This window comes from Deinococcus puniceus (assembly GCF_001644565.1).
Classification (GTDB): domain Bacteria; phylum Deinococcota; class Deinococci; order Deinococcales; family Deinococcaceae; genus Deinococcus; species Deinococcus puniceus.
In genome coordinates, this window is the sequence record NZ_CP011387.1 from 121,149 (window position 1) to 141,711 (window position 20,563).

At 62.8% G+C, this 20,563-nt stretch carries 18 protein-coding genes; 12 read left to right on the forward strand and 6 right to left on the reverse strand.

Going from position 1 to position 20,563, the window contains the following annotated elements:
* Positions 1 to 44: 44 nt before the first annotated feature.
* From tkt to SU48_RS00580, 4 genes are all read right to left on the reverse strand, one after another.
* The gene (gene tkt / locus SU48_RS00560; RefSeq protein ID WP_157451029.1) at positions 45 to 2,060 is read right to left on the reverse strand and encodes a transketolase; all 2,016 of its coding nucleotides are present in this window, start codon (positions 2,058 to 2,060) and stop codon (positions 45 to 47) included.
* Positions 2,061 to 2,149: 89 nt separating this feature from the next.
* Positions 2,150 to 3,055, reverse strand: coding sequence for a pyridoxal kinase (gene pdxY / locus SU48_RS00565; protein ID WP_064013547.1), 906 nt, complete (start codon positions 3,053 to 3,055; stop codon positions 2,150 to 2,152).
* A 51-nt stretch (positions 3,056 to 3,106) separates the two neighbouring features.
* Positions 3,107 to 4,212 (reverse strand): IS630 family transposase gene (locus tag SU48_RS13800; RefSeq protein WP_157451030.1). Its coding sequence is split into 2 segments (ribosomal slippage): positions 3,107 to 3,798 and positions 3,798 to 4,212, totalling 1,107 coding nucleotides; the frame shifts between segments, so codons are not numbered across the junction.
* A gap of 48 nt (positions 4,213 to 4,260) precedes the next feature.
* Positions 4,261 to 5,157: a peptidoglycan-binding domain-containing protein gene (locus tag SU48_RS00580; protein ID WP_064013550.1), complete on the reverse strand. Its 897-nt coding sequence runs from the start codon at positions 5,155 to 5,157 to the stop codon at positions 4,261 to 4,263.
* A gap of 127 nt (positions 5,158 to 5,284) precedes the next feature.
* Between SU48_RS00580 and SU48_RS00585 the strand changes: the two genes are divergently transcribed.
* A complete protein-coding gene (locus SU48_RS00585; RefSeq protein WP_064013551.1) occupies positions 5,285 to 5,977 on the forward strand; it encodes a winged helix-turn-helix domain-containing protein in 693 nt (230 codons plus the stop codon).
* Between the two features lie 84 nt (positions 5,978 to 6,061).
* Here SU48_RS00585 and SU48_RS00590 read toward each other — a convergent pair whose 3' ends face one another.
* Positions 6,062 to 7,897, reverse strand: a complete 1,836-nt coding sequence (locus SU48_RS00590; protein WP_064013552.1) for an acyl-CoA dehydrogenase C-terminal domain-containing protein — start codon at positions 7,895 to 7,897, stop codon at positions 6,062 to 6,064.
* 313 nt (positions 7,898 to 8,210) lie between these two features.
* On the opposite strand from SU48_RS00590, the gene SU48_RS00595 reads away from it, so the two are divergent.
* Together SU48_RS00595 and SU48_RS00600 are read left to right on the forward strand one after the other, a co-directional pair.
* Positions 8,211 to 8,906, forward strand: a complete 696-nt coding sequence (locus SU48_RS00595) for a Crp/Fnr family transcriptional regulator (protein WP_026298891.1) — start codon at positions 8,211 to 8,213, stop codon at positions 8,904 to 8,906.
* Positions 8,907 to 8,914: 8 nt separating this feature from the next.
* Positions 8,915 to 9,457 (forward strand): GNAT family N-acetyltransferase, encoded by a 543-nt coding sequence (locus SU48_RS00600; protein ID WP_064013553.1) that lies wholly within the window; start codon positions 8,915 to 8,917, stop codon positions 9,455 to 9,457.
* 78 nt (positions 9,458 to 9,535) lie between these two features.
* On the opposite strand, the gene glmS is transcribed toward SU48_RS00600, so the two are convergent.
* Positions 9,536 to 11,356, reverse strand: a complete 1,821-nt coding sequence (glmS, locus tag SU48_RS00605) for a glutamine--fructose-6-phosphate transaminase (isomerizing) (RefSeq protein ID WP_064013554.1) — start codon at positions 11,354 to 11,356, stop codon at positions 9,536 to 9,538.
* 619 nt (positions 11,357 to 11,975) lie between these two features.
* On the opposite strand from glmS, the gene SU48_RS00610 reads away from it, so the two are divergent.
* The 9 genes from SU48_RS00610 (at position 11,976) to SU48_RS00650 (ending at position 20,562) form a co-directional block, all read left to right on the forward strand.
* A complete protein-coding gene (locus tag SU48_RS00610; protein WP_064013555.1) occupies positions 11,976 to 12,242 on the forward strand; it encodes an FmdB family zinc ribbon protein in 267 nt (88 codons plus the stop codon).
* Positions 12,243 to 12,343: 101 nt separating this feature from the next.
* The gene (locus SU48_RS00615) at positions 12,344 to 13,465 is read left to right on the forward strand and encodes a S1C family serine protease (protein WP_064015754.1); all 1,122 of its coding nucleotides are present in this window, start codon (positions 12,344 to 12,346) and stop codon (positions 13,463 to 13,465) included.
* 86 nt (positions 13,466 to 13,551) lie between these two features.
* Positions 13,552 to 14,163, forward strand: coding sequence for a deoxynucleoside kinase (locus SU48_RS00620; RefSeq protein WP_064013556.1), 612 nt, complete (start codon positions 13,552 to 13,554; stop codon positions 14,161 to 14,163).
* Between the two features lie 104 nt (positions 14,164 to 14,267).
* The gene (locus tag SU48_RS00625) at positions 14,268 to 14,891 is read left to right on the forward strand and encodes a deoxynucleoside kinase (protein ID WP_064013557.1); all 624 of its coding nucleotides are present in this window, start codon (positions 14,268 to 14,270) and stop codon (positions 14,889 to 14,891) included.
* Between the two features lie 12 nt (positions 14,892 to 14,903).
* Entirely contained in the window at positions 14,904 to 15,383 is a 480-nt protein-coding gene (locus tag SU48_RS00630) for a hypothetical protein (protein ID WP_064013558.1), read from the forward strand.
* A gap of 47 nt (positions 15,384 to 15,430) precedes the next feature.
* Positions 15,431 to 16,906: a UDP-N-acetylmuramoyl-L-alanyl-D-glutamate--2,6-diaminopimelate ligase gene (locus SU48_RS00635; protein ID WP_064013559.1), complete on the forward strand. Its 1,476-nt coding sequence runs from the start codon at positions 15,431 to 15,433 to the stop codon at positions 16,904 to 16,906.
* 52 nt (positions 16,907 to 16,958) lie between these two features.
* Positions 16,959 to 19,025 (forward strand): DUF3160 domain-containing protein, encoded by a 2,067-nt coding sequence (locus tag SU48_RS00640; protein ID WP_064013560.1) that lies wholly within the window; start codon positions 16,959 to 16,961, stop codon positions 19,023 to 19,025.
* Entirely contained in the window at positions 19,022 to 19,954 is a 933-nt protein-coding gene (locus SU48_RS00645) for a CapA family protein (protein ID WP_231881649.1), read from the forward strand. The genes SU48_RS00640 and SU48_RS00645 overlap by 4 nt, the downstream gene beginning before the upstream one ends.
* The gene (locus SU48_RS00650; protein WP_231881650.1) at positions 19,951 to 20,562 is read left to right on the forward strand and encodes a hypothetical protein; all 612 of its coding nucleotides are present in this window, start codon (positions 19,951 to 19,953) and stop codon (positions 20,560 to 20,562) included. Before SU48_RS00645 ends, SU48_RS00650 begins: the two co-directional genes overlap by 4 nt.
* Position 20,563 lies beyond the last annotated feature (1 nt).

Sequence of the window (20,563 nt, forward strand, 5' to 3'; positions counted from 1 at the left end):
ACCCCCTTGCTGCTTGGGGGTGGGCGTTTTGAAAGGTTTGAGCTTTACAGAAGCCCTTTCACCGTCTTCACCACATTCGGCACACTGAAGCCGAATTTCTCGAACAGGATGGGCGCGGGTGCCGATGCACCGAAAGTGTCCATGCCGATGACTGCGCCGTCCAGACCGACCCATTCATACCAAGGCTGCTTGGTGGCGGCTTCAATCGCCACGCGCTTAACGCCGGGGGTCAGGACGCTGTCGCGGTAGCTGCGGTCTTGGGCGCGGAACACTTCCATGCAGGGCATAGACACCACGCGGGCACCGATGCCTTCGGCGGCAAGAGCGTCGGCACTAGACAGCGCGAGAGCCACTTCGCTTCCCGACGCGACCAAGATCACCTGTGCGTTGTCGGCGTCACGCAGCACATAGGCTCCCTTTTTTACGCCTGCATGGTTGCGGGGCAAAATCGGCAAATCTTGGCGAGACAAGATCAGGGCGGTGGGGCCTTTGCCGTATTCCAGCGCCATCAGCCACGCGGCGGCGGTTTCGTTGGCGTCGGCGGGCCGGATCACGTGTGCGCCGGGCACCGAACGCAGCATCGCCAGCTGCTCTATCGGCTGGTGCGTGGGGCCGTCTTCGCCCAACCCGATGGAATCGTGGGTCAGCACATAGGTCACGGGCTGCATCTGAAGGGCCGACAGGCGGAAGGCGGGCTTGAGGTAGTCCGCGAACACGAGGAACGTGCCCACCAACGGGCGCAGGCCACCGAACAGGCTCAGGCCGTTGGCGGCGGCGGCCATGCCGAATTCGCGCACGCCGAAGTACACGTTGCGGCCCGCGTAATTGCTGCTGTCCAGCGTGCCGCCGTCCGTAATGGTGGTTTTGGTGCTGCCACTCAGGTCGGCGCTGCCGCCCATCAGACCCGGTACCACTTTGGCCAGCGCATTGATGACTTCGCCGCTGGTGACGCGGGTGCCCGACGCCTTGCCGCCCACTTCATAGCTGGGCAGCGCGTCGGCCAGATTTGCGGGCAGTTCACGGGCCAGCATGGCGTCCAACTCCAAGGCCAGTTCGGGGTGGGCGGCGTGGTAGCCCGCCATCATCTCGTTCCACTGGCCTTCTTGCTCCGCGCCGCGTGCGGTGGCGTCCATGTGGGCCTTCACTTCGTCCGGCACGGTAAAGGGCGGGTAGTCCCAGCCCAGCGCGGCTTTGGTAGAAGCGACGCCTTCTGCTCCCAGTGGCTCGCCGTGCGCTTTGCTGGTGCCTGCGCGGGGGCTGCCGAAGCCGATGACGGTGCGAACGTGAATCAGCGTGGGCTGATCTTTGTTGGCCTTGGCCTGCTCGATGGCGGCGCGGATTTCGTCCAGATTATTGCCGTCCTGCACGCGCAGCACTTGCCAGCCGTAAGCACGGTAGCGCTCCGAGGTGTTCTCGGATTCGGCCTTGTCGGTGGCGGTATCCAGCTGCACTTGATTGTCGTCGTGCAGCCAGATCAGGCGGCCCAGTTTCAGGTGTCCGGCCAGCGCTGCCGACTCGTGGTTCACGCCTTCCTGCAAGTCTCCGTCGCCCAAAATGGAGTACACGAAGTTGTCGAACACGGGGAAGCCTTCACGGTTGTAGCGGGCGGCCAAGTGCGCCTGCGCCATCGCCATGCCCACCGTCATCGCCGCGCCCTGACCCAGTGGCCCCGTGGTGGCGTCCAGCCCTTTGGTATGAAAAAACTCCGGGTGGCCGGGCGTCTTGCTGCCCCACTGCCGGAAGTTTTTGATGTCTTCCAGCGGCATATCGTACCCGGTCAGGTGCAGCAGCGAGTAGATGAGCATGCTGGCGTGGCCCGCCGACAGCACGAAGCGGTCACGGCCCGCCCATTCGGGGTTGGCGGGATTGTGGCGCAGGAAATCCTGCCACACCACGTAGCCCATCGGCGCGGCTCCCAGCGGCGCACCGGGATGCCCGCTGTTGGCCTGCTGCACGCCGTCGATGCTGAGGGTGCGGATGGTGTTGATGCTCAGTTGCGCCGCGCCGGAGGTCTGACCCGTGGCCTGCTCTGTGCCGCTCTGTTCTGGGCTTGTGGACATGCCGCCCATCTTAACCTGCCCGCCGATGGTGTACACCGGACACGAATAGGCTGGCCTTCATTTTCCGCCTACATCCGGCCCCCGGATTTCTAGTCCACCTGCTCTGCCCCGAACACCCGCCCCGGCGCGGCGTACTCGTCCCTCGCTGCTACCAACTGAATTTCGCGGGTTCCGGCTTGGTGCGTGCGCTCTAGCAGAACGTACAGGGCGCTCATGGACAGGCTCAGCGCCGTCGCTACGTTTCCAGTCCGGACGAATTGCCCCAAAAACAGCGCGGCAATAGCGTCTCCGGTGCCGTTGCGCGGTGGGTCGAGCGGCAGCAGCGGCGTGCGGCACAGCCAAGCGCCCTCATCCGTCACTGCCAGCGTTTCAATTGTGTCTTGCGGCGCGTCACTGCGGGTCAGGCTGGTCACCAACACAATTTGGGGGCCGTTGGGGTTCAGGCGGCCCCGTAGGGCGTGTGCGGCGCTCAGGGCGTCTTGCAGTGTATTCACCGTTTGCCCGGTCAGGAGTTCCAGTTCAAATTGGTTGGGCGTCACGATGTCGGCGGCGGGAATGGCCTGTCCCGCGATCAATTCCGGCAGTTCGGGCCGCACGAACACGCCGCGTCCCACGTCGCCCATCACGGGGTCGCAGCAGTACAGGGCCGCCGGATTGGCCGCCCGCACGCGCTGCACCGCGCCGACAACAGCCGCCACCGTACCTTCGCTGCCCATGTAGCCGCTGAGGACGGCGTGACACCCCGGCAGTGCGCCGCGTGCCTCTATGCCGTCCAGCAATTCGGCCACCAGTTCGGGCGGAAACACCGCGCCAGTCCACGCCCCGTACCCGGTGTGATTGGAAAACTGCACCGTGTTCACCGCCCAGACCTCGAACCCGAGGCATTGCAGCGGGAACACGGCGGCGGCGTTGCCCACATGCCCGTAGCTGACCCAAGACTGGATGCTGAGAATATTGAGCGGCAGAGTTACAGATGCTGGAGCGGGGGCGGTCATGCGTTCAGGATACGGCCTAGTGGACAGCCACAGGCATGTCTGTAGTTATTCTCACGCTGGGTAGTGCCGTCCGAGCTTCTCCCGCGCAGCTGGTGTTGAGAATTGCCAGTTCACGCGCACCGCCCGCGCATTGCGGTCGGTTTCCCAGGCATGTATCTCACGCTCGACGGCCTCTTTGCTGGCCAGACGTTGCCCAAGACACTGACGTTGCAGGGCCGACCATTCGAGTTCGGCCATGTTCAGCCAAGACGCATGTTTTGGCGTGTGTACCCACTCAAATCGACGAGTCAATTGCCGGGCTTCCTCTGCCGGAAGATGTTGATATAACGCCGCTGGGCTGTGTGTCGACAGCTGATCCAGGACGAGTGTGATCTTCTCTGCCTCGGGATAGTGTACCTCCAGGCTCTGGAGTTGCGCTGCGAACTCCGCATTTCCTCGTCGCTCGGTCACCGTGACCGTACGTTGACCCGTCAGGGGTTCGAAGGCCACGAAGAAATTCACCGTGCCGCACCGCTTGTATTCATGATCCACCCGTGCCGGGATTCCCGGCACGGGTGGCAATGGCTCACGGACATGATCAAGCAGCTGGTAGGATTTTTCATCGAAGCAGATGACCGGCCGCGAAGCGTCGTAGGGCTGAGCATACGTGTCCAGCACAGCTTCCATGCGCCAGACGAAGTCCGCGCCTACCTGAGCGACACACCAACTTTGAACTTGCCACGGTTTGAGCGCGTTTTTTTCAGTGTGCGCCGCACCGTCTCGTCACTAATACTGTCCACCACGCCTAAGGTCACCAGACGATCAGCCAAGAGCTGCATCGTCCACTTCTCCCGACCCTCAGGAGTCGAGCAGACTTCGGCAATCAGGATCGCCGTCTGCTGAGGATCCAGTTTCGGGGGCTGCTTAGGACGCTCTTTTTCGTACAGGGCAGCCTGCAGGCCGCCCTCAGCGTACTTCTTGCGAATGGATGCCACAGTCGCAGCATTGACGCCCTGACGCTGGGCCACCTCCTGATCGAGGAGCCCTTGCTCGCTCAGCAACAGCAGACGTGCGCGGGTCATGACCCGCGCACTGTGCACGCCTTTGCGCGTCATGTCCGTCAGCTGTTGCCGCTCATCGTCACTCAGCTTCACAACCCACTGCTTCTGTCGTCCCATTCCTGAGTCTAACCCATGTCATGCCTGTGGCTGTCCACTAGACGTGCTTTACCGAATAGAACTGGCTTTAAAGGGTTTGGCCCCCGCCGAAAACAGAACGTCCCAAGTGGCGCGGTCTACCCGCCCCGTCACGCCAAGGCCGTTGGCCGCCTGAAACGCCCGCACGGTGGCCGCCGTGACTGGCCCGAAATAGCCGTCGCCACGCCCGCCGCCGCTGGGCTGGGTCAGGGCGATCAGGCGGTTTTGCACGGCCAGCACGTCTTGTCCGTTCATGCGCTTGGGCAGCAGCTCCAGCGGGCGGGTGTACGTCAGCGGGGCCACTGAGGGTTGTGTCGCGCTGGGGGCGGGTGAAGGCGTTGCAGCGGCGACTGTCGGGGTCGGTACGGGAGGCGGCGTGCGAGCTGGGGGCGTCGGTGTAGGAGTGGGCGTCGTGGTCGGAGCCGGGGTGGGCGTAGGCCGGGTCAGCGTTACGCCACCAATTTGGGTGGAGTTGGCAGGCGGAGTGGCAGGCTTGGCCGCCGTGCTGGGCGTGGTCGGTGCGGCAGTGGGCGCGGGCGCACTGGCGGGCGGCGTGTCCACATACACCAGCGTTTGGGCGCGGCCATCGGGATCGGGTTGCAGGCGCACATACACGAAGCCCGCCGGGGTTTTGAGCCAATTGAACACGCTGCGTTGCTCGTCGCGGCTGCGCCATACCCCGTACAGGTCGGCTTCCAGTTCGGCCACCAATTTCATCCGCACATTTTCTACGGTGCCCCCTGTGCCCACGCAGGCCTTTAGGGTGGTGCCAATTTTGGCAAAACTGGTGGGGCAATTGCGGAGTACGCCGTCCAGCACGCCTGCCAGCCTCACCGCCGCCTTTTCTACATCCGCTTTGGCAGGAGCAGCGGCGGCAGGCGTACAGCAGGCAGAGGAGAGGGCAAACAAGAGGGCAACGCGCTTCATCAAACTAGAAGTAGCACGCACAGGTCAGGTGAGTCTGATGGGGCTGTCAGAAAGGATTGAGCGTGTCTTGATGTGGCTTTCAGCGGCAGGGGGCGCGGGCTGAAAGCGCCTGTGCCACGCTGAAGGCATGACCGCCACCCAGCAGACCCAATTCCGAATCACCGACGCAGCACAGGCCCGCGCCCTGCGGCAGCAGCATCATTTTCTGGCCCGCTTTCTCACCCCGCATTCTCCCAGCGACATCGCCGTGTCGGTGGGCATGGCCCCGAATCTGGCCCATCACCACGCCCGCAAACTGGCCGGATTGGGCCTACTGATCCGGCTGGAACGCAAGGCGGGCAAAGTGGCCTACCAACTGGCGGCGCGGGAATTTGTGGTGGCGTCCCGCCTGCTCCCGCCCGAAGATGGGCTGGGCAACGGCACGGCAGACATGCGGGAACTGTCGGCAGCCTTCCTGCACGCCTACGAACGGTCATGGGGCGTGATGCAGGGTGATGAGGACGGCACATTCAGCTTTGGAGACCACATCATTCCAGCGCCGCCCATCAGCCTCTTGGACAAGCCCGCCGTAGAACCCTACCCCACCCACTTTGATGCCCTGACCTTACGCCTCACGCCGGAACGCTACGCCCGCCTTGCCCGCGCCCTGAGCAACTTGATAGCCGAAGTCGCCGCCGAACCTCTGACCAATGAAGGCCAAGCTTGCACGCTGGCCGTGTTGGCCTTCGAGGGTGTGCCGGGTGAAGCGGGCGGGGAGATGCGGGGAATGTCGCGCCGCCTGAATTCCTTCCTTGGGGCGGAAGGGGCGACACAGCACTAAAAATAGAGCACTAAAAAAACTGCCCCCGCCGTGAAGCAGGAGCAGCGTTGAATGGCCTGAAAGCTAACGCTGTAAAGCGGAGGCTTAAGCGCCGACCAATGCCCGCTCTAGTCCGAACATGCGGTCATCCACGGCGAGGCTTTCGTTTCCGGCCTTGATGGTCGCAGCCAACGCCTTGGTTTCAGGGAACAGTTTGGCAAAGTAGAACTGCGCGGTCTGGACTTTGGCGAGGTAAAAGCCGTCGCGGTCTTGTCCGGCGGCAATCTTGGCGTGGGCAATTTTCGCCATGCGTGCCCACAGGTAGCCGTACACTACGTGCCCGAAAAAGCGCAGGTAATCCACCGCTACGGCGTTCACCTCGTCGGCACCTTCCGGGCCGCTCATGGCTTTCTGGCCCACCACCATCGTCAAGCTGCCCAGTTGGTTGGCGGCCTTGCCGAGTTGATCCAGCATGGCGGCCAAGTCGTCCTCGCCCTCATTTTCCTCGATAAAGGTCTGCAGGATGGTCGCCAGCTTTTGCAGCTTCTTGCCGCCGTCCATCAGCACCTTGCGGCCCAGCAAGTCCAGCGCCTGAATGCCGTTGGTGCCCTCGTAAATCTGGCCGATGCGGGCGTCGCGCACGTACTGTTCCATGCCCCACTCGCGGATATAGCCGTGACCGCCGAACACTTGCTGGCTCTGCACAGCAATGTTGAAGCCGTTGTCGGTCATAAACGCTTTGGCAATCGGCGTCAGCAGGGCCACGAGGTCGGCGGCTTCTTTGCGGGCGGCCTCGTCGGGGTGATGGTGCTCGGTGTCGATGCTGAGGGCCAGCCACATCGCCATAGCGCGGCCCGCTTCGGTGTAGGCCTTGCCCGTCAGCAGCATCCGGCGCACGTCGGGATGCACGATGATCGGATCGGCATTCTCGCCGGGATTCACGCGGGGTTCATGGCGCATCTGGGTGCGGTCTTTGGCGTAGGCCAAGGCGTTCTGGTAAGCGGTTTCGCCAATGCCTAAGCCCTGCAAGCCCGTGCCCAAACGGGCCGCGTTCATCATGATGAACATGTGGTTCATACCCTTGTTGATCTCGCCCACGAGGTAGCCGGTCGCGCCGTCAAAGTTCAGCAGGGCGGTGGCGTTGCCGTGAATGCCCATCTTGTGTTCGATGGAACCGCACACGACGCCGTTGCGCTCGCCAGGGCTGCCGTCCTCATTCACGAGGAACTTGGGCACGAGGAACAGCGAAATCCCCTTGGTGCCTTCCGGGCTACCTTCCAAGCGGGCCAACACCAGATGCACGATGTTGGGCGTCAGGTCGTGTTCGCCCGCGCTGATGAAGATTTTGGTGCCGCTGATGGCGTAGCTGCCGTCGGCGTTGGCGGTGGCTTTGGTGCGAATGATGCCCAAGTCGGTTCCGGCGTGCGGTTCCGTCAGGCACATGGTTCCCGTCCACTCGCCACTCACGATTTTGGGCAGGTAGATGGCCTTCAGTTCTTCGCTGCCCACCGCATGTAGCGCCGAATAAGCGCCGTGGCTGAGGCCGGGGTACATGCTCCACGCCACGTTGGTCGAGTTCATCATTTCCACCAGCACGTTGCTGATCAGATGCGGCATGCCCTGACCGCCGAACGCGGGGTCAGCGTCGAGGGCCGTCCAGCCTGCGGCGCGGTACTTGTTGTAGGCGGCCTTGAATCCGGTGGGGGTGGTCACGCTGCCGTCGTCATGGCGGGTGCAGCCCTCCTGATCGCCCACCGCGTTCAGGGGCAACAATTCGCCTTCTACAAAGCGGGCGGCTTCCTCCAACACTTGGTTCATCAGGTCGCCGTCGGCGGTGTCGTTCTCGGCATAAAACGGCATCTTCGCCAGTTGCGCCGGGGCGTCCAGCAGCTCATGCATCAGGAATTTCACGTCACGAAGGGGGGCTTTGTATACAGGCATAAAACACTCCTCGCAGGGGGCCGCCCGACGAGAGGGCGCAACCCAGCATTGTTGATTAGACTCAGTCTAAAACTTTTTGGCGGCATTGTCATGTGGTTCAACCGTGCTTTCAAAAACGTCTCAAGGCAGCCAGAGGTGTCTCTGCGCTGGGAACACGGCACTCAGCCCCTCATCAAACCTAAAGCAGAGATTCACCTTCGCCCCAAAACAGGTTAAATCACGCCGGAATTCATCTATCGGGGGGCGGGGGCCATCTGTCCCGTCAGGTCTGTTTGTGTTCCCTCTCTGCATTTCAGGTATGTTGTTAAGGATCATGAACTACCCAAGCCTTGTTTGGCACCTCAAGCGCACCGAGCTGTTTGCTGATCTTGAGCTGACCGAACTAGAGCGCGTGGCTGCCACGACGCCCTACCGTTCTTATCAGCCGGGTGAAGTGATTTACCGCATGGACGACCCTTCCGATGCGCTGTATTTCGTTCGCAGCGGCCTCGTGAAAATCAGCAAGCTGTTTCCGAACGGCAAGGAGGCCATTCTCGGCGTGATCGGGCAACACGACACCTTTGGGGAATTGCTGCTGCAAGCCGATGAGCGCCGTCCCACACAGGCTGAAGCCCTAGAACGCACCACCCTGATCGTGCTGCCGCGCGGCGAGCTGCAAAAGCTGCTGAACAGCAAGCCCGAACTGGCTATGAAACTCATTCGCCTGATGGCCGCCCGGTTGTTTGAGGCCCAAAGCTGGACGGCTGCCGTCAGTGCCTACAGCGCCCCAGAGCGCGTGGCGAGCCTGCTGTACCGCCTTGCGCGGGAATTTGGCCGCCCACACGCACAAGGCGTGGAACTGGCCCTCAAGCTGAACCAAGAAGATATTGCCCGCATGGTGGGGGCCACCCGCGAAACGGTGAGTCATTCTTTGGGCAAACTCAAGCAGGAAGGCGCGATCATGCGTGCCCGGACGCCTATCATCGTGCGGATGGAAGCCCTGAAACGCTACCTCGAACAGAGTAACTAAGCTTTCCTATGACAAACGGACGCATCCGGTGGGCTACCCCTGCCGATGCGTCCGCTTTGGCTTGGGTACACGTGAGCAGTTGGCAAGACACCTACGCCGGATTGATGCCCGCCGAGTTTCTGGCAGGCATGACCGATGCCGCCGCACAGGAACGCCGCCGCGTTTTCTGGGAAAGGCATGTGGGCAGCCCCGATCACGTGACGCTGGTGGCCGAACTTGGAGAAAAAGTGGTGGCCTTCGTCTCCGGCGGCCCTACAGCTGAGCGAGATCACCCCAGCTCTGACGCCGAACTCCATACCCTGTACGCCCTGCCACACGCCAAGGGCTTGGGCTTAGGCCGCCGCCTCACCGCTACGCTGGCCGAAGAATTGCAGGCACGCGGCTTCCAATCTCTGTTCCTCTGGGTGCTGGACGTCAATCCCACCCGCGCCTTCTACCTGCATTTGGGAGGGCGCGAGGCAGGAGAGAAGATCGAAACCATTCCCGGCGGAGAACTGCGTGAGATTCGGGTGGTCTGGGATGACTTGGGAACGTTGATTTCGAAAAGTTGATTTCAGCCTAAAGCAATAGAAAGTGGCGGAGACTTGATAGCTCCGCCACTTTGTTTATTGTCTAACTTTTAGACTTGTTTACTCCACCGTCACACTCTTAGCCAAGTTGCGGGGTTTATCCACGTCTTTGCCCAGCGCCGTTGCCGTGAAGTAGCTCAGCAGTTGCAGCGCCACCACGTTCACAATCGGGCTGACCATTTCGTGAGCGCGGGGCACGTACAGCACGTCGTCGGCGTGTACAGCGTTGGCGGTATCGCCGTCGCTCAGGATGGCAATAACTTTGCCTGCCCGCGCCCGCACTTCCTGCAAGTTGCTGATGGTCTTTTCCAACAGGAAGCTCTCGGTGGCGATGACCACCACAGGCAGGTTTTCGTCGATCAGGGCAATCGGGCCGTGCTTCATCTCGCCCGCCGCGTAGCCTTCGGCGTGGATGTAGCTGATTTCCTTGAGCTTCAGCGCACCCTCAAGGGCAGTCGGGGCATTCACGCCGCGCCCAAGGAACAGGTAGTCGCGGGCATGGGCGTACTTCTCGGCCACTGCCTTGATGGCTTCCACGCGCTCCGGGGCCAAGGCTTCTTCCACGAGGCGCGGCAGTTCGCGGGCGGCGTGCAGCAGCTCTTTGGCCTGTTCGTCGGTCAGGGTGTTGCGGGCGCGGGCCAGCCACAGCGCCAGCATCAGCATGGCCGACACCTGCGCCGTGTACGCCTTGGTACTCGCTACGCCAATTTCGGGGCCAGCGTGGATGTAGAGCGTGTCGTCCAGTTCACGGGTCATAGAGCTGCCCTTGGCATTGATGACGCCGAGGGTCTTCGCGCCGTGCTTCTTGGCTTCGCGCAGGGCTTCCAGCGTGTCAATCGTCTCGCCCGACTGAGACACCACGATGGCGAGGGTGTTCTCGCTGACCAGTGGCGAACGGTAACGGTATTCGCTCGCCACGTCCACTTCCACCGGAATCCGCGCCAGTTGCTCGATCAGGTATTCGCCCACCAATCCGGCGTAATAGGCCGTACCACACGCAATAATACTGATGCGCTTGAAGCTGGCCGGATCGAGGTTGATGTCCAGATTCACTTCGCCTGTTTCATCGTGCAGGCGGCCAATCAGGGTGTTGGTGAGGGCGGTGGGCTGCTCGTAGATTTCCTTGAGCATGTACGTGTCGTAGCCGCCCTTCTCGGCTGCTTCGGCGTCCCAGTCGATATGCTCGATGTCGCGCTCGACGGGATTTCCGGCGAGGTCGGTAATGCGGAAGCCGTCGTCATGCAGCACTACCATATCGCCGTCGTGCAGGAAGACCATCTTGCGCGTGTAGGGCAGCAGCGCGGGCACATCGGACGCGAGGAACATTTCGCCTTCGCCCACGCCCATGACCAGCGGGCTGACCGTGCGGGCCGCCACGATTTCGCGGTGGTCTACGTGCGTCACCACGATGCCGTAAGCGCCGCGTACCTGTCCCAGCGCCGTCCGAACCGCTTCGTACAGGTCACCGGAGTAGGCTTCTTCGATCAGGTGGGCCAACACTTCGCTGTCGGTTTCGCTCTTAAAGCTGTGGCCGCGTTCCATCAGCCCCGCTTTCAGGGTCAGGTAGTTTTCAATGATCCCGTTGTGAATGATCACGATGCGCCCGTCTTCGGTGGCGTGCGGGTGCGCGTTGGTGTCGTTGGGCAGGCCGTGCGTGGCCCAGCGCGTGTGCCCGATGCCCAGCGTGCCTTCCAGCGGCTTGCCTTCCAGCAGCGTACTCAGGTTGGCGAGTTTGCCCGCCTTCTTCTTTACTTCTATGTGCGTGCCGTTGCGAATAGCCACGCCCGCGCTGTCGTAGCCGCGATATTCCAGTTTGGCGAGGCCCGAAATGAGAACGTCTTGCGCCTGCCGACTGCCGATATACCCTACGATTCCACACATAAGAACTCCGTCCCACACGGCGTACAAGCTGGTGGGGGTGTCTGCTTTGAATTGGATGCATGTTGCCGAACCTTATGTCTGCGTTGCCGCAGGGGTTATCGTCCGGGCTTCCCGTACCGACTGGTACGGCGGGTAGGCGCTCATGCTCGCCTGAGGGCATCCGCAGAAATCTCGCTGACCCTCACCTCGTTTCCCCACCTGCCTAGTGTTCCCCGGCGTTCCCGAGTGTTGCCCGGCAGTGGGGCCTTGCGCTGCCCTGTTGTTCCTTCGTGTAGACCCGACACCACAAGTCTGCCCCGCAGTGTAGCACCCCGCCTGAGCAAGGGGAGCAAGATACTCATTGTCGGGTGTAGAGGCGGGAGGCGGCTGGCCTGCCCCTCCTCCCTGACGATTGGCTCAAGCAGGGTGGGACAGCTTGCTGTGCCCGTGCGGGGGCTGCCTGATAGGATGTCGGCACGGCAGGCGGCCCGGCGCTGCAACTCCGCACTCTGGGGAAGCACCGCAGCCGGGCAAGACCGCAGCACGGGCGCTTTTGGCGCGTCAGAAGCAGGTGTTGTTCACGCAGGCCAGTTCCACACGCATACCCGATTCCCAACCCCCACCAGTTAAGAGGACACCCATGCCGACGTACCTGTACAAAAACACCCTGACCGGAGAGGTCTACGAACTGCGCCAGAGCATGCGCGACGATGCTTACACCACCCACCCTGAAACCGGCGTGGCCGTCAAGCGCATTCTGGCGCGGCCCAGCATCGCCTTTAAGGGCAGCGGCTTTTATGTCAACGATTCCCGCCCTGCTTCCGGTGGGGATTCGGGCAGTTCTTCCAGCAGCAGCGGTTCTTCCGAGAGTTCGGGGGGCAGCAAGGGCAAGAGCGGCGGCGAATGACCCCCCCTGGCACGCCCCGGCCCCCAGAGGCGGCAGAGGTTCAGGCGGAGGTTCCGGCGACTGGAACGCCTGCCAAACCTACGCGGCCCAAGCGCCCGCTGATGCCAGCATTGAACCAAGTAGGGTTGAATAAACCCGTGCTGGCCGCCCTGTTGCTGCTGTCGGCGGCGGTGGCGGGCGCGTATGTCACGGGGCGCGTCACGGCCCAGCGAGCCCTCGTCACGTCCGATGAAATCAATACCGTCGAAGTGGTGCAGAAATCTATTCAGGCAGTGGTGCGCGTGGATTCGCGGCTCCGCAAGGAATTTCTGCAACCCGGCGACGATCCTATAGAGGTGGGCACCGGGTTCTTCTACAAAAAAGACCTGATCGTGACCAACTACCACGTCATTCAGTATCAGGAATCGGTGAGCGTGACGCTGTCGAACGGGCGGCGCGTGAACGCCAGAATTGAAGGCGTAGACCCCGGCATAGACATTGCCATCTTGCGCGTCACGGGCGTTACGGCCCCCAAAACCTTGAGCTTCGGTCAAAGCGCCCGCTTGATTCCCGGCCAAAAACTGATCAGCATCGGGACGCCGCTCCGCATTCAAAACTTCGTGGGCGCAGGCATCTTCAGCGTGATGGTCAGCCCGCGAGACGTGCCGCGCAACGACAATCTGGGATCGGAAATCGGGCAGTACATTTCTACGACCACCAGCATCCAGCCGGGCAACAGCGGCGGCCCTATCCTCGATTCTCGCGGCGCGGTGGTGGGTGTGGCCGACCTGAACGCGGCCCCCAGCGGCCTGATTCCCGGCACCATCGGCATCGCCATTCCCGGCGATCTGGTCAAGCAAAGTCTGGACGATCTGGAGAAAATCGGTGTGCCTCAGCGCGGCACTCTGGGCGTGACCTTGGTGGATCTGGAAACCCTCGACCCGGCCCTGCGGAGCTTGGCGGGCCTGAACAGCAGCGAGGGCGCACTGGTAGACGAAGTGCCCGCCGGAAGCGCCGCCGCACGGGCCGCCCTGCGCGGTTCACTCCGCAACAGCAAGGATCAGTTTTTGGCTCCCCTCGGAGACATCATCGTGGCAGTAGACGGCCAACGGGTGCAAAACTCGTTTGACGTGATCCGCATCGTGGCGGCCAAACGGCCCGGCCAAACGGTCACTTTGCGGCTGTGGCGCAACAAGAAGAGTGTAGACGTGAAGGTAACGCTGCTGCGGCGCACGCTGCAATAAACCAGCAGAGCAGAAAACTCTACCCCCATCGCCGCCGCGCCCCCTCTCACTCTATCCGGCGCAGCGGCGCTATCATTCCCCCCGTCATGTACTTGGTCATAGAAGGCCCCATCGGGGTGGGAAAAACCAGCCTCGCGGGGCGGCTGGCTGCCCGTTACGGCGCAGACCTGAATCTGGAAATCGTAGAAGAGAACCCGTTCTTGGCGCGGTTTTACGAAGACCCCGCCGCCTACTCTTTTCAAGTGCAGGTGTTCTTTTTGCTCTCGCGCTTCAAGCAGCTCAGTACACTGGCCCAGCCCGGTCTCTGGAGCGGCAACGTGGTCAGCGACTACCTGTTCGCCAAAGATTTTATTTTCGCGGCCATGAACCTCAAAGACGCCGAATTTTCCCTCTACGAAGACCTGTATTCGCACCTGTCGCCGCGCCTGCCCACGCCCGATCTGGTGGTGTACCTGCGGGCAGACACCGATTTGCTGCTGCGGCGCATAGAACAGCGTGGGCGGCCCTTCGAGCGCGATATGCAGGCCGCGTACTTGGCCGACCTGACCGCCCGCTACGACGAATATTTCCGCACCTATCCCCATCCCCTGCTGACGGTGGACGCCAGCGGCTACGATTTTGTGGGCAAAGAGGCCGACGAGCAGGCCATCGTAGAGCAGATTGAGGCGGCTTTAGCAGCGGCGAGCGCGGCAGATTGATGAGGGACGGAACGTGGTTAGGGGATCGTGGATCGTGGGTTTTGGAGAGTGTTTTTTCTACGATCTACACTCCACGATTCGTTTTTCAGCGGCGGATTCGCTAGATGTACGTCGCCGTTTCAGGCAACATCGGCAGCGGCAAAAGCACCCTCACCCGGATGCTGGCTGACCGCTACGGCCTGCGCCCCGTGTACGAGCCATACACCGATAATCCGTATCTGGAAGACTTTTACCGCGATATGCGGCGCTATTCCTTCCATTCTCAGGTGTATTTCCTCAGCCGCCGCCTAGAGCAACACCTGAATTTGGTGACTGGGGCGCGGTACGTCATTCAAGACCGCACCGTGTTCGAGGACGCCAACATTTTTGCCCGCAACCTGTACGAGTCGGGCCAGATGGAAGACCGGGATTGGGCCACTTACCGGGGGCTGTACGAGGGGATTTTGCCTGCTCTGCGCCTCCCTGATCTGCTGATTCATATTGATGCCAGCCTGCCCACCCTGCAAAGCCGGATTGCCCAGCGGGGCCGCAGCTACGAGCAAACTATTCCCGAAGCCTATTTGGGCGGATTAAACCGCTTGTACGACGACTGGGTAGCGAGTTTCGACGCCTGCCCGGTGGTACGCGTGCCCGGCGATCAATTGGACTTTGTGCAAGACCCCGCCGCCTTTCAGTGGGTCTGTGACCGCGTGCAGGCGTTCGGGTTCGGGCTGCCGCTCTTGCGGTAGGGTGCAGGCAGTATGGGTCTAGATGTGATCATTGTTGTGGAACGTCGCCGGACTGATGGGCGCTGGGAACGGGCGGAGGAGTTGGTTCCCAATGATTATCGCTCGTGGCTTGCCGAGGACTATCCCGATTTGGGCATCTCGCAGGCAGACCTGCTCCATAACACATGGACTTTCTATCCCCGCGATCAGTGGCTGATGAACGTAGAATGGCCTACTCGTCGTTCAGTGCCTGATGACATGAGTCGTGAGGCCAGAGAGGCGCTCATCTTTTTCACCACTGATAAGAAAGCAGACCAGATGCTCTTGCTCCGTGATCTTGAAGAGACAGATTGGGAAGCTTGCTGGGACGGTTGGAGATGGACGCATATTGACGACGAAAAGAAACAAGAATGGCTGGGATACTTGCTGTATGTCAGATCGGCTGTTTTAGACAAACTGCGCCCGCTGGGTGGCCTCGATGATGTTCGGCTCATCTTTGGCTACAACGTTTGATGCTTAGCCCCATGCACCCATCCCCCCAACACTGCTAGCGTTGGCCCATGCTTCTGCGTGACCTTGCCCATACCCTAGATGTCGTCCCCGAAGAGGGCGCGTGGCCCGAAGCCGACCTGACTGGCATTACCCACAACGCGGCATGGGTGGAACCCGGTAACGTGTTCGTCGCCATTCGCGGCGCACGCTTCGACGGGCATAGTTTTCTGGACGATGTGGCCGCACGCGGGGCAGTGGCCGTCTTGGGCGAAGGCTTGTCAGACGGCGTAGTTTCACCTTTGCCCTATTTGAAAGTGGCGTCGGCGCGGGCCGCGTTAGCTGATGCAGCGGCAGCGTTGGCGGGCCATCCGGGGCGGGAATTGAAGGTGGTGGGCGTAACCGGAACCGATGGCAAAACCACCACCAGTTGGCTGACCCGCCATTTGTTGCGGGCCGCCGGACTGCCCACAGGGTTGCTGAGTACGGTGGGCTACGAGCTTCCAGACGGCCAGTTGCGCCACTTTCCGGCCCATTTCACCACGCCCGAAGCGCCGCAAGTGCAGGCCACCCTGCGCGACATGGCAGAGGCGGGCGGTGCGGCGGTGGTCTTGGAGGCCAGCAGCCACGCCCTCGCCCTAGACCGGGTGCGCGGCGTGCCGTGGGCGGTGGCGGTCTGGACGCACCTCAGCTCCGAACACTTGGATTTTCACGGCACGCTGGAAAACTACTTTGCCGACAAGCGCAAGCTGATCGAACGCGCTCCGTTTGCCGTCCTGAACGCCGACGACCCGTGGACGGCACAGTTACGCGGCATCGCCCCCGCCGAAGTCACTTATTCGGCAGAGGGCCAGCACGCCGACTGGCAAGCCCGCGCAGTCCGCGAAACGGCGGACGGCCTGCACTTTGAGGTTGCTTCACCGCTGGGCCAGTTCAAGGCGCACTTGCCCATGATCGGGCGGTTTAATGTCGCCAATGCGCTGGCGGGCATGGCGGCGGCGGCACATTTGGGGGCCACTGCCGAGCAGTTGGTGGCGGGCCTGGCGTCGTTCCGGGGGGTGCCGGGGCGTATGGAGTTGGTGCCTGGTTTGCCCGATGCCCCCCGCGTGATCGTGGATTTTGCCCACACGCCGCCCAGTTTGGAGAAGGTGTTGAGCATGCTGCGGGCCACCACTGCCGGGCAACTGTGGGTGGTGTTGGGTTCGGCGGGGGGCCTGCGCGACCCCGGCAAACGTGCGCCGCTGGGCGAGGTTTCTACGCGCTTGGCCGATCACGCCGTCTTTACCGAAGAAGACAGCCGCGATACCCCGCTGGCCGACATTTTGAATGAAATGGAACGCGGAGCGCGGGAGGCGGGACAGTCTAATTTCGTGTCTATTCCAGACCGCGCCCAAGCTATTGCCCACGCTATTCATGCCGCCCAACCCGACGACACCGTGCTGCTGGCCGGAAAAGGCCCCGAAGACACACTGGAGCGCAGTGGGGAAACATTGGCTTGGAATGAAGTGGAGCAGGCGCGGCGGGCACTAGCGGGCCGAATCATCTGATTGGGGTTGGGGGGCGGGTTCCTTCTAGGCTCTGGGAGTGGTATCAATCGGTATGAACCGACAGGGTGGGACGGGCGGGCGCGGCAGACTTACGGCGGCTTTAGCTTTGGCGCTGTGTTTGGGAACGGCGGGGGCGGCCTCCAGCTACAGCCTGCCCGTGAACTTGGGCACGGTCAGCAATCCCAACCTCCTGACGGGCGACAAGGACGCCGGATTCCCGGCCCTCAGTGCAGCGCAGCGGGCGGCCCTCACCGCTCAGGGGTTCGTGATCGCTCCGGCCAACTGGCGGCAATTCGACGCCGTATACGAAAATACCCGCTACGCTGCTCAACCCGTGCTGATTACCACCGATTCCATGCTGCACATCTACCATTTGGTGTTCGACAAGATGCTGCGTGACCTAGAGCGCGAAACGTTGGCCCCGGCAGTGCGGCGCATGACGGCCCTATTGGTGCAAGACGCCCGCAAGCAATCGGCGGCGCTGGCCGGAACAGAGTTGGCCCCCCAAGCGCGGCAGGCGCTGGCTTATGTGGCGGTGGCGCAAAAATTGGCCGACCCCGCTGCCCAACCCCCGCCCGAAGTGGCCGCGCTGGTGGCCGCCGAACTCAGGCTCATCGATGCCCACGCGGGCGCTGCCGTCTCGCCCATTTTCGCCTCTACCGACCTCACCGAAGACTATTCGCAGTACGTGCCACGCGGCCACTACAGCAAAAGTGAAGCCCTGAAACGCTATTTCCGGGCAATGATGTGGCTGGGGCACCTGAATCTGCGGGTAGAGAAGCCGTCCGAGACGCTGACGGCGGCCCTGATTACGCGCCTGATGGACGGCAACGCCGAGGTCAGAACCCTCTGGGCGCGGGTGTATGACCCCACGGCGCTGTTGGTGGGAGCCAGCGACGACCTGAATTACCGCCAATACGCGCAGGTTCTGAAGTCGGTGACGGGGGGAGACATTCGGCAACTGGCAGACGGCACCAAGCTGGCGGCGGTGCAAGCGGCCCTTGCCAAACTGCCCCCGCCCCGTGTGAACAGCGTATTCGTGGTGGCTAAACCCGGCGAAGGTGTAGACGTGCGGCAGCGCGAGACCCTCGGCTTCCGGCTGATGGGGCAACGCTTTACGCTGGACGGCGCGGCCCTGCAACAGTTGGTGTACCGCGAGGTAGGCACGGAAACCCAGCCGCGCCTGTTTCCGCGTGGGTTAGACCTGCTGGCCGCGCTGGGCAGCAACGCCGCCCTGAACGAAGCCCGCAAGTTGGGCGACGCCAAATTCCTGAACTACGAATCTCAGATGACCAAAGTGCGCGGCCAATTCGCGGCCCTCAAGCCCGCCGACTGGACGGCCAACGTGTACAGCGGGTGGGTGTACGTGCTGCAAGCCCTCGCCAATCCCGCCGCCCGTGACGCCCGCTATCCAGCCTTTATGCGCACGCCCGCTTGGACGCGCAAAGAGATGCTGACCGCCCTAGGATCGTGGACGGAACTGCGCCACGACACGCTGCTGTACGCCAAACAGGTCATGGCCGAAATGGGCGCGGGCGAAGAACCTGAATCGCCGCGCGGGTACGTGGAACCTAACGCGGCGGTCTGGACGCGCCTCCTGACTCTCGAAGCCCTGACCCGCCGCGTGCTGGTGAACCAAAACATCTTGTCGGAGCGCACCGATACCAATCTGGCCGAACTGAAAGACATGCTGACTTTTCTGAACCGGGTCAGTGCCCAGCAGTTGGCCGGAACTGCCCTGAGCCGCGACGACTATGACCGCATTCATTTTTACGGCGGTTGGCTGGAACAACTCAAACTCGCCAGCACCGACCCCGAAGACGGATCGGAGGGCGGCAGCCCCACCTTCGACGAGCCGCCCTACGCTGCGGTGGTGGCCGATGTCGCCACGGCGGGCGGCGAGGCACTGGAGCAGGCCACCGGAACCATTCACGAACTGTACGCAGTGGTGCCCAACGGACGCGGCGGCGTGCAAGTGGCGCGGGGCGGCGTGTATTCGCAGTACGAATTCACGGTTCCCTCTGCTCAGCGTCTGACCAACGAAGCGTGGCGGGCACAACTGAAAGCCGGAAAACTGCCGCCCATGCACCCTTGGCTGCGGGGCATCGTGGTGAAGTGAGGCGCTGGGCGGGATGGAGGCGCGGCGGCGAACACTTGGCCGCCGCCCTGCTCGCCTTCGCCCTTACTTCCGGCAGTTCCGGCCCCCCTGCGTCTGCTCCCCTGACCTTTGCCCTTGCCGGAGACCTCAGCCTTGCGCGGGGCGTGACGCAGGCGTTGGCGGGCAACTGGACTGCGGCGCTGGACGGGGTGCGCCCGGCCCTGCAGGCCGACGCCACGCTGGGCAATCTGGAATCTCCGCTGACGGTGGCCCCGCGCCAGACGGCAGGAATAGACCTCCGCGCCACTCCTGAAGCGGTGGCCGCTCTCTCCGGCTTTACGCACCTGAACACCCAAAACAACCACGCGCAGGACGGCAGCGCGGCGGGGCAAGCCGAATCGGGGGCCACTTTACGGCGGCACGGCATCTTGCCCGTGACCACGCGCCTGACCGTTTCGCAGGTACGCGGCGTACCTGTGGCATGGATCGGGTTTTTTGATGATGGGCGTACACTGCCCCCGCTGGCTGCCGTGCAAGACGGTGCAAAGCGGGCGCGGGTAGTCATCGTGGCCGTGCATTGGGGCGCAGAGTTTGGCCCGGTCACAGCGCGGCAACGCCTGCTGGCCCGCCAACTGGCCGCGGCGGGCGCGACACTGATCGTAGGCAGCGGCCCGCACGTGCTTCAGCGGGCAGAACAACTCGGCACCCCACGCGGCCCAACGTTGGTGCTGTACAGCCTCGGCAACCTGCTGTTCGATCAGACCTTTCCGGCGGCACGGGTGGGTGCGGTGGTACGGGTGCGCTGGGTGCAGGGCCAACTGGACGCCTGCGCCGTGCCGACCCGTGTGCGTGCGGGCCGGGTCACGCGGGCCACTGGTGACGAAGCTGGGCCAGTGCTGGCGCGGCTGAATCTTCCGGCCTGTGCTGGGGGCATGGGCGGGCTGCCATGAAAGTCCTGATTCTCCTTGTTCTGTCGTTCTGTACGGCGTTTGCCGGTGGCGGCAGTGGCCCCGTGTCTGTGCCTGCACGCCTGCCTGCTTCCTTGCCTGCCCCTTGCGCGGCCCTGCACCTGCCGCCCACTTGGGATGTGCGTTCCGGCGCGTATGCCGACGTTACGGGCGATGGCCTGCCCGAATGCGTGTTGGCGTTGTGGCGTCCGTGGGCCGACTGGCCGATCCGCCGCTGGTCACAGGCCCAGACGCCTATAGGGGCCAACCGGGACGCCGCCGGAGACAGCGCCCACATCGCGGTATTGCGCCCGTTGGCGGGCGGGGCGTACCAAAAAGTCTGGATCGGCAGCGCCCTGTTCCGGCCTGTGCTGGCGCTGAGTGTGGAGCCGGGGGGCCGCCTGCGAACTTGGGAAGGCACTTACGCAGCGGGCAGAAGTAGCCCGTCAGTCGCCCTCAGCGAGTGGACTTGGACAGGGTTCGGGTTTCAGCTAGAACGGCGACTGGAACGCCGAATGCCGCCGCTTGGGCCGCCCATTTACACACCGGGGGCCACTGGGGGAGACAGTGGGGGAGGGTCTGCCGCCGCGTCCGCCGGAAGCCTACGCTAAA

What these genes read in the sequence shown, in the direction of transcription:
- SU48_RS00615 (WP_064015754.1), top strand. Translation starts at nt 12,344, where the DNA reads ATGCCAGCATTGAACCAAGTAGGGTTGAATAAACCCGTGCTGGCCGCC.
- SU48_RS00650 (WP_231881650.1), top strand. Translation starts at nt 19,951, where the DNA reads ATGAAAGTCCTGATTCTCCTTGTTCTGTCGTTCTGTACGGCGTTTGCC.
- pdxY (WP_064013547.1), bottom strand. Translation starts at nt 3,055, where the DNA reads ATGACCGCCCCCGCTCCAGCATCTGTAACTCTGCCGCTCAATATTCTC.
- SU48_RS00640 (WP_064013560.1), top strand. Translation starts at nt 16,959, where the DNA reads ATGAACCGACAGGGTGGGACGGGCGGGCGCGGCAGACTTACGGCGGCT.
- SU48_RS00580 (WP_064013550.1), bottom strand. Translation starts at nt 5,157, where the DNA reads ATGAAGCGCGTTGCCCTCTTGTTTGCCCTCTCCTCTGCCTGCTGTACG.
- SU48_RS00595 (WP_026298891.1), top strand. Translation starts at nt 8,211, where the DNA reads ATGAACTACCCAAGCCTTGTTTGGCACCTCAAGCGCACCGAGCTGTTT.
- SU48_RS00620 (WP_064013556.1), top strand. Translation starts at nt 13,552, where the DNA reads ATGTACTTGGTCATAGAAGGCCCCATCGGGGTGGGAAAAACCAGCCTC.
- SU48_RS00625 (WP_064013557.1), top strand. Translation starts at nt 14,268, where the DNA reads ATGTACGTCGCCGTTTCAGGCAACATCGGCAGCGGCAAAAGCACCCTC.
- SU48_RS00585 (WP_064013551.1), top strand. Translation starts at nt 5,285, where the DNA reads ATGACCGCCACCCAGCAGACCCAATTCCGAATCACCGACGCAGCACAG.
- SU48_RS00610 (WP_064013555.1), top strand. Translation starts at nt 11,976, where the DNA reads ATGCCGACGTACCTGTACAAAAACACCCTGACCGGAGAGGTCTACGAA.
- SU48_RS00600 (WP_064013553.1), top strand. Translation starts at nt 8,915, where the DNA reads ATGACAAACGGACGCATCCGGTGGGCTACCCCTGCCGATGCGTCCGCT.
- SU48_RS00635 (WP_064013559.1), top strand. Translation starts at nt 15,431, where the DNA reads ATGCTTCTGCGTGACCTTGCCCATACCCTAGATGTCGTCCCCGAAGAG.
- tkt (WP_157451029.1), bottom strand. Translation starts at nt 2,060, where the DNA reads ATGTCCACAAGCCCAGAACAGAGCGGCACAGAGCAGGCCACGGGTCAG.
- SU48_RS00630 (WP_064013558.1), top strand. Translation starts at nt 14,904, where the DNA reads ATGGGTCTAGATGTGATCATTGTTGTGGAACGTCGCCGGACTGATGGG.
- SU48_RS00590 (WP_064013552.1), bottom strand. Translation starts at nt 7,897, where the DNA reads ATGCCTGTATACAAAGCCCCCCTTCGTGACGTGAAATTCCTGATGCAT.
- glmS (WP_064013554.1), bottom strand. Translation starts at nt 11,356, where the DNA reads ATGTGTGGAATCGTAGGGTATATCGGCAGTCGGCAGGCGCAAGACGTT.